The 5,060-nt window shown below is 60.4% G+C and carries 6 protein-coding genes; all 6 read right to left on the bottom strand.

Annotation, left to right across the window (positions count from 1 at the left end; genetic code table 11):
- Nucleotides 1–314, bottom strand: a 314-nt coding sequence (locus AB4Y99_RS25645) for a GtrA family protein (RefSeq protein ID WP_441525312.1), incomplete at its 3' end; no start/stop codon positions are given.
- 8 nt (nt 315–322) lie between these two features.
- Nucleotides 323–1,030 (bottom strand): class I SAM-dependent methyltransferase, encoded by a 708-nt coding sequence (locus tag AB4Y99_RS25650; protein ID WP_441525313.1) that lies wholly within the window; start codon nt 1,028–1,030, stop codon nt 323–325.
- Nucleotides 1,031–1,070: 40 nt separating this feature from the next.
- Nucleotides 1,071–2,027 carry an NAD-dependent epimerase/dehydratase family protein gene (locus AB4Y99_RS25655; protein WP_441525314.1) on the bottom strand — a complete coding sequence of 319 codons (957 nt, stop codon included), beginning with the start codon at nt 2,025–2,027 and terminating at the stop codon, nt 1,071–1,073.
- Nucleotides 2,024–3,037 (bottom strand): glycosyltransferase, encoded by a 1,014-nt coding sequence (locus tag AB4Y99_RS25660; RefSeq protein WP_441525315.1) that lies wholly within the window; start codon nt 3,035–3,037, stop codon nt 2,024–2,026. Before AB4Y99_RS25660 ends, AB4Y99_RS25655 begins: the two co-directional genes overlap by 4 nt.
- 200 nt (nt 3,038–3,237) lie before the next feature.
- Entirely contained in the window at nt 3,238–4,176 is a 939-nt protein-coding gene (locus tag AB4Y99_RS25665; RefSeq protein WP_441525316.1) for a GDP-mannose 4,6-dehydratase, read from the bottom strand.
- A gap of 49 nt (nt 4,177–4,225) precedes the next feature.
- A partial coding sequence (locus AB4Y99_RS25670) for a GDP-mannose 4,6-dehydratase (protein WP_441525317.1) occupies nt 4,226–5,060 on the bottom strand: 835 nt, incomplete at its 5' end.

A 5,060-nucleotide genomic window follows, 5' to 3' on the forward strand; every position in this document is an offset into this window, starting at 1 on the left:
GCCGCCGCCATTGCGAAGGTGGTCAGCAGGATGTTGCTGGTGTGYAGTACCGCGAACCGTATCAAATCCCCGACGAGCGAGTTTTGGGACCCGAATGAGAAACGCCGGTTGCCGACGAAATTGAGGGGCACTGATGCGACGTAGCCCGCGATCGACGCAAACTTGGCGTCGACGCCGAGCAATCCGACAAAAAAAGCCGTAACCGCAGCGAAAACCAAGCTACTGGCAGCTCCAATGATGCCGAAACGAACTGCCTTCAGCAAAAGCGTGTCGGAAGCCAGGAGCAGATTTAGCCTCGCCCGGAGCCAGGCCATGCGACCTGTCATRCCGTGGCCGCWACGTAATATTGTCCACCGAAKGGCAGGCCGGAGAACATGCGGTCGATCCGMCGCAGGATCACGTTTGCGGGCGGGACGGAAAGGATRAAGCGCGACCGGGTGCGGCTGAAGCCRGCTTCCTGGAGCAGCCGCTCGGTCTCTTCATTTCGCAACAGCACCGCGTCTTCATCGAAGGGGCATGTGTTTACGGCCCGCATCGTCAGCGGATTGCGSGGGTTGTGCTCGAAAACGAGACCRAGCCCTCCCGGCTTGAGYACGCGGCGCATCTCCCGRGCAAAATTCTTCCATTGMGYGGGRGGGACATGATGCAGRACGCAGATRGTGAAAGCGACATCGAACGTGGCGTCTTCATAGGGAAGCGCGCCCCCGTCATAGACCTTGTAGTCCACATCGGCGTTGCGCTGCCGTGCGGTCTCCACACAGGCACCGGACACGTCCACCCCGGACAGAGTTCCGAATCGAGGCTTGAGCAGGGCATGGTAATTACCGACACCGCATCCGACATCGAGCGCCGCGAGTGAGGCCCCCCGCCCGAAATGGGCATCGACGATGTCGCCGATATAATCGGCCTTCACACGGGTGAAGAAGTCAGCCGACAGGCCCGTGAAGGAAACGGAGGCGCCRACTGCCTCRGARTARGTCTCCTTRTASGAGTCRAACGTCTTAGCAGTCTGGGCCTGCTGTGGATCCATCSGCCTTGAACCTCCATGAACTGCTCAGAYSACCGGCCATTCAACACTGCAAAGCGCCGGCTTCGAACGATAGCGCGAGCTGACGAGACACCAGCCGAATACCCGTCTCAAGATCGGTCGGCCGCCAGTCTTGCGGCAGRGCCGAYACKCGATAWGTGATGTGGCTGGCGTTCGAAGGCTGGACATCTAGCTTAAGATAGAGTGGCCGTCCAACRACTTTCCGGGCGATCTCGAGYATTTCGCTGACMGAGGCCGGCTTGCCGCTCGCCAGGGTAAAGGTCTGYGARGACGGCTCCGMTCCTTCGATGCGGCGAGCGATGAATCCGCCRACATCCGAGGACAGGACATAGTCGCGCACGGTGTCGAGACCTCCRAATATCCGCGTTGTGGCATGCTTCTTGGCGTTGCTGACCAGGGTGCTCAACAAGCCAAACCGGCCYGTGGARCTGAAACCGTAAATCGARCTGGGSCGGTAGATATARCCRGGYATCTCCTGRCGMAGGCCATGGACGATYTTTTCCTGCACGAGCTTGGAGCTGCCGTAGGCGCGTGCCGGMCGGGGAATTGARTCCGCATCCACGAAACGCTGYCCTTCGAACAGGCCTCCGGCAGAGCTAAGCATGTGAAAGACGCAMGTCGCGCTCCGCCAGCGCGATGAAAGGCTGCGRGTCCAGGCYGCGATGTCTTCSAATGCYGCGATCTCWCGATTRAGAGYYGTCCATTCCGCATCGAAACCCGCGGCTCCGGCCGCCCAGACRACRTCGAGACGCCAAATGGTGCCGGCCTCCGGGGCGACGCTCGATATTGCCTCGGTGATGCGCAGGAGATCGCCGGCGCGCTGGTCCGCAGCCCGCCATGAAAGAGGCAGTTCGACGGGCGGCGCCAGTTCGGACCGCCGCAGCGCCTGGACGATCGCGCTGCCGACGAGCCCGACCCCAAAGACTGCAACGACATGCCGCCCGTCTCCCTGCGGGCCGGGGCGAGCGATCAGGATCATTCCGGCACGGATGCGAAATGGGCCGCCAGACGCTTGTCGATCGAGCGATCGACCGTGAAAAAGATCGGCTTGCCGTGRGAAGCCTGCACSAGCGTGGAGAGRTATTCGAGCGCCAGCGCGACCAGGAAGCTCACGAAGCCGCCGAAGAACAGGATCGCCAGCATGAGCGACGTCCAGCCCGTCACGGGAATGGAGTYCGGCGAMACGAYCCGTTCCAGCAGCAGGAAGAGGATGCCCAGCATGCTGATGCCGACAATGGCCATGCCGAGAAGRCCGAACATGCGGATCACCTTGACCTGGCTCGATATTAACAGTCGCCGGGCATGGGAGAGGAGGCGACGAAAGCTGTATCCGCTGCGCCCGCTCGTGATGAAGCGACGATCTTTCAGGTCCAGCAGCTTCATGCCGACACGCTTGGTGAACCACGAGAGCGCTACATCGAAATAGGTCTCGTATCCGCACACGCTCGACGCCGCCCGGGCCAGCGAGCCGCGGAGCAAKCGAAAGCTGTTGAAATGCCTGATATTRGGRTTTCCGGTGAGGAATACCATCAACTGCTTGAAGCCGTTGGAGCCCCAGTCGCGGGTGCGGGCTTCGTGGACGGCGCTCGCCGGCTTTGCGTAGACGATATCCAGGCCGGATGTCACAGCTTGCTTCAGCAGCGTCTCGATCTCCGAAGGCGGGTGYTGCAGATCCTCATCCATCGTCACCACCCAATCSCCGGAGCTGTGCAAAACGCCGGCGATCGTAGCCGCATGCTGYCCGAAATTCCGCATCAGRTGGATCGCGGAYACCCAGCCATGCGTCGCTGCGAGCTGATCGACGATGCGAGGGGAGSCGTCTATCGCGGCRTCGTCAACGAGGATGACCTCGGACAATTCCATGGGTGCACCGCGYTGGCGCCATGCCGTCCGCACCCGCTCGAGCTCTCCGATCAGRTCAWTGAGAAAKGCTTCACCGGARTAAACCGGYACSACAACCGAGACGGAGACAGGYGAATCGAAAGACATRAGGTGCTCTATCRGAGTATCTGCCTGCCGGGTCGGCCGGCCGCGGCGAGCTTTCTATAATCAGTGCCGACTGGATYGAGTGCATCCCACGCCAGACCGGAAACAGCAAGTTCRGAGATTCCGGTCGAGCTCCGTCTAGCGYGCTCCGGAGCGCCAAACTGTCCAAACTAGGCACCTTACGATGCGGGCAAGAGAGGGCATCACTCGAACCGAGACCGATAAAAGGACAGGACATCGGCAATAGTTTGCTCAAGCGCGATCAGGGGTTGCCAGCCCAAATGGTCGCGAGCGGCCCGCGGGTCGCCCGAAGCTCGTGGAATGTCGTTGGGCCGGAGCTTAGCGGCGTCCACGTGAACTTCGATCGGTACTTTGGCTTGTTCGAGCAGCAAGCTCAATAGCAGCCCGATGCGCAAGGGATGACCCGTGGCGATATTGAAGACCGAACCTGTCGGGATTTGTGTAGTGGGGAGAGCCGCTAGCAAATAGGCTCGGGCTACATCACGGACATCAAGAAAATCGCGTTCCGCATCGAGGTTTCCGACACTAAGGACCGGCGCCTGCCGGCCACTTTCAATCCATGCCACCTGTTGTGCAAATGCCGGAAGGACGTATGAGGGGGACTGGCCCGGCCCACTGTGATTGAATGGGCGGAACCGGACCGCTTCGAGCCCATCCAAGGACATCTGCCCGATCATCAGGTCCCCGGCAGCCTTGGAGGCGGCGTAAGTGCCGCGGGGCAGCAGCGCGGCGGTTTCAGCCAGCGCAGACGGCGAGGTTAGGAAGCTGCCGCCATACGCCTCTGAACTACCGACAAACAGCAGACGAGTCTTGGGGGACTGCTCGCGGATGGCTTGGGCGATATGCAGCGTGCCCATGACGTTGACCTGCCAGGCGGTGCTGGGATCAGCCCGCGCAGCGGACGGTGCAGCGATCGCGGCCAGATGCAGCACGACGTCGGGACGCGTGGCCGACATAGCTTGAGACACTTGCGCAGAGTCGCGGATGTCGCCGGCTTTCTCGCCAAATAGCGATATGGCTTCGATATCGGGTTTGCCCAGCTCCGCAACGAGCTTTAGAAAAACGGAGCCCACAAAGCCGGCTGCACCCGTGACCGCAATCCGCCAAGGTCTGGAATTCATCGCTGCGTCCGTGCTTGTCGCGGGCCTACCGTTGCCGTCGCATTCGATTTTACGAGAGGCGTTTGAGGTCAGCCTCGACCATCTCTACGATCATCTCCTCTAGAGAAATTGTCGCCTCCCAGCCGAGCTTCGCTTTCGCCTTGCCAGGGTTGCCGAGTAAGACGTCAACCTCAGCCGGCCGGAACAATTGCGGATCGATGATGAGATGATCATCGATGTTAAGCCCGGCATGTTTGAATGCTATCTGGCACATCTCGCGCACCGTCGTCGTCCTGCCGGTCGCCACCACGTAATCATCCGCGACATCCTGCTGGAGCATCCGCCACATCGCCTCAACATAGTCGCGCGAATGTCCCCAGTCGCGCTTGGCGTCGATGTTGCCAAGCCGGAGTTCTTGGGCAAGGCCTAGCTTGATGCGTGCGACGCCGTCCGTGACCTTGCGCGTAACGAATTCAATACCGCGCAAAGGTGACTCATGGTTGAATAGGATACCGCTGGAGGCGTGAATGCCATAGCTTTCACGATAGTTGACGGTAATCCAGTGGCCATAGAGCTTGGCCACCGCATAAGGAGAGCGGGGGTAGAACGGTGTGGTCTCGGACTGCATGCTTTCTTGAATCAGACCATACATCTCAGAGGACGACGCCTGATAGAAGCGCRCATCCGGACTTTCGAGTCGGATCGCTTCCAGCACATTGGTGACCGCAAGCGCGGTAACTTGACCAGTCAGAATGGGCTGCTGCCATGACGACTTGACGAAGGATTGCGCTGCGAGATTGTAGACCTCGTCAGGCTTGACGTCCCGCAGGGTCCTTATCAGTCCCGACAGGTCGAGCAGATTGCCATCGAGCAGGCTGACTCTGTCCGCTATTCCCAGCCACTTC

The organism is Allobosea sp. TAB14 (genome assembly GCF_052113865.1).
Taxonomy (GTDB): domain Bacteria; phylum Pseudomonadota; class Alphaproteobacteria; order Rhizobiales; family Beijerinckiaceae; genus Allobosea; species Allobosea spartocytisi.

Excerpts from the sequence above, each read along its gene's own strand:
- AB4Y99_RS25665 (WP_441525316.1), bottom strand. The coding sequence starts at position 4,176 with ATGAATTCCAGACCTTGGCGGATTGCGGTCACGGGTGCAGCCGGCTTT.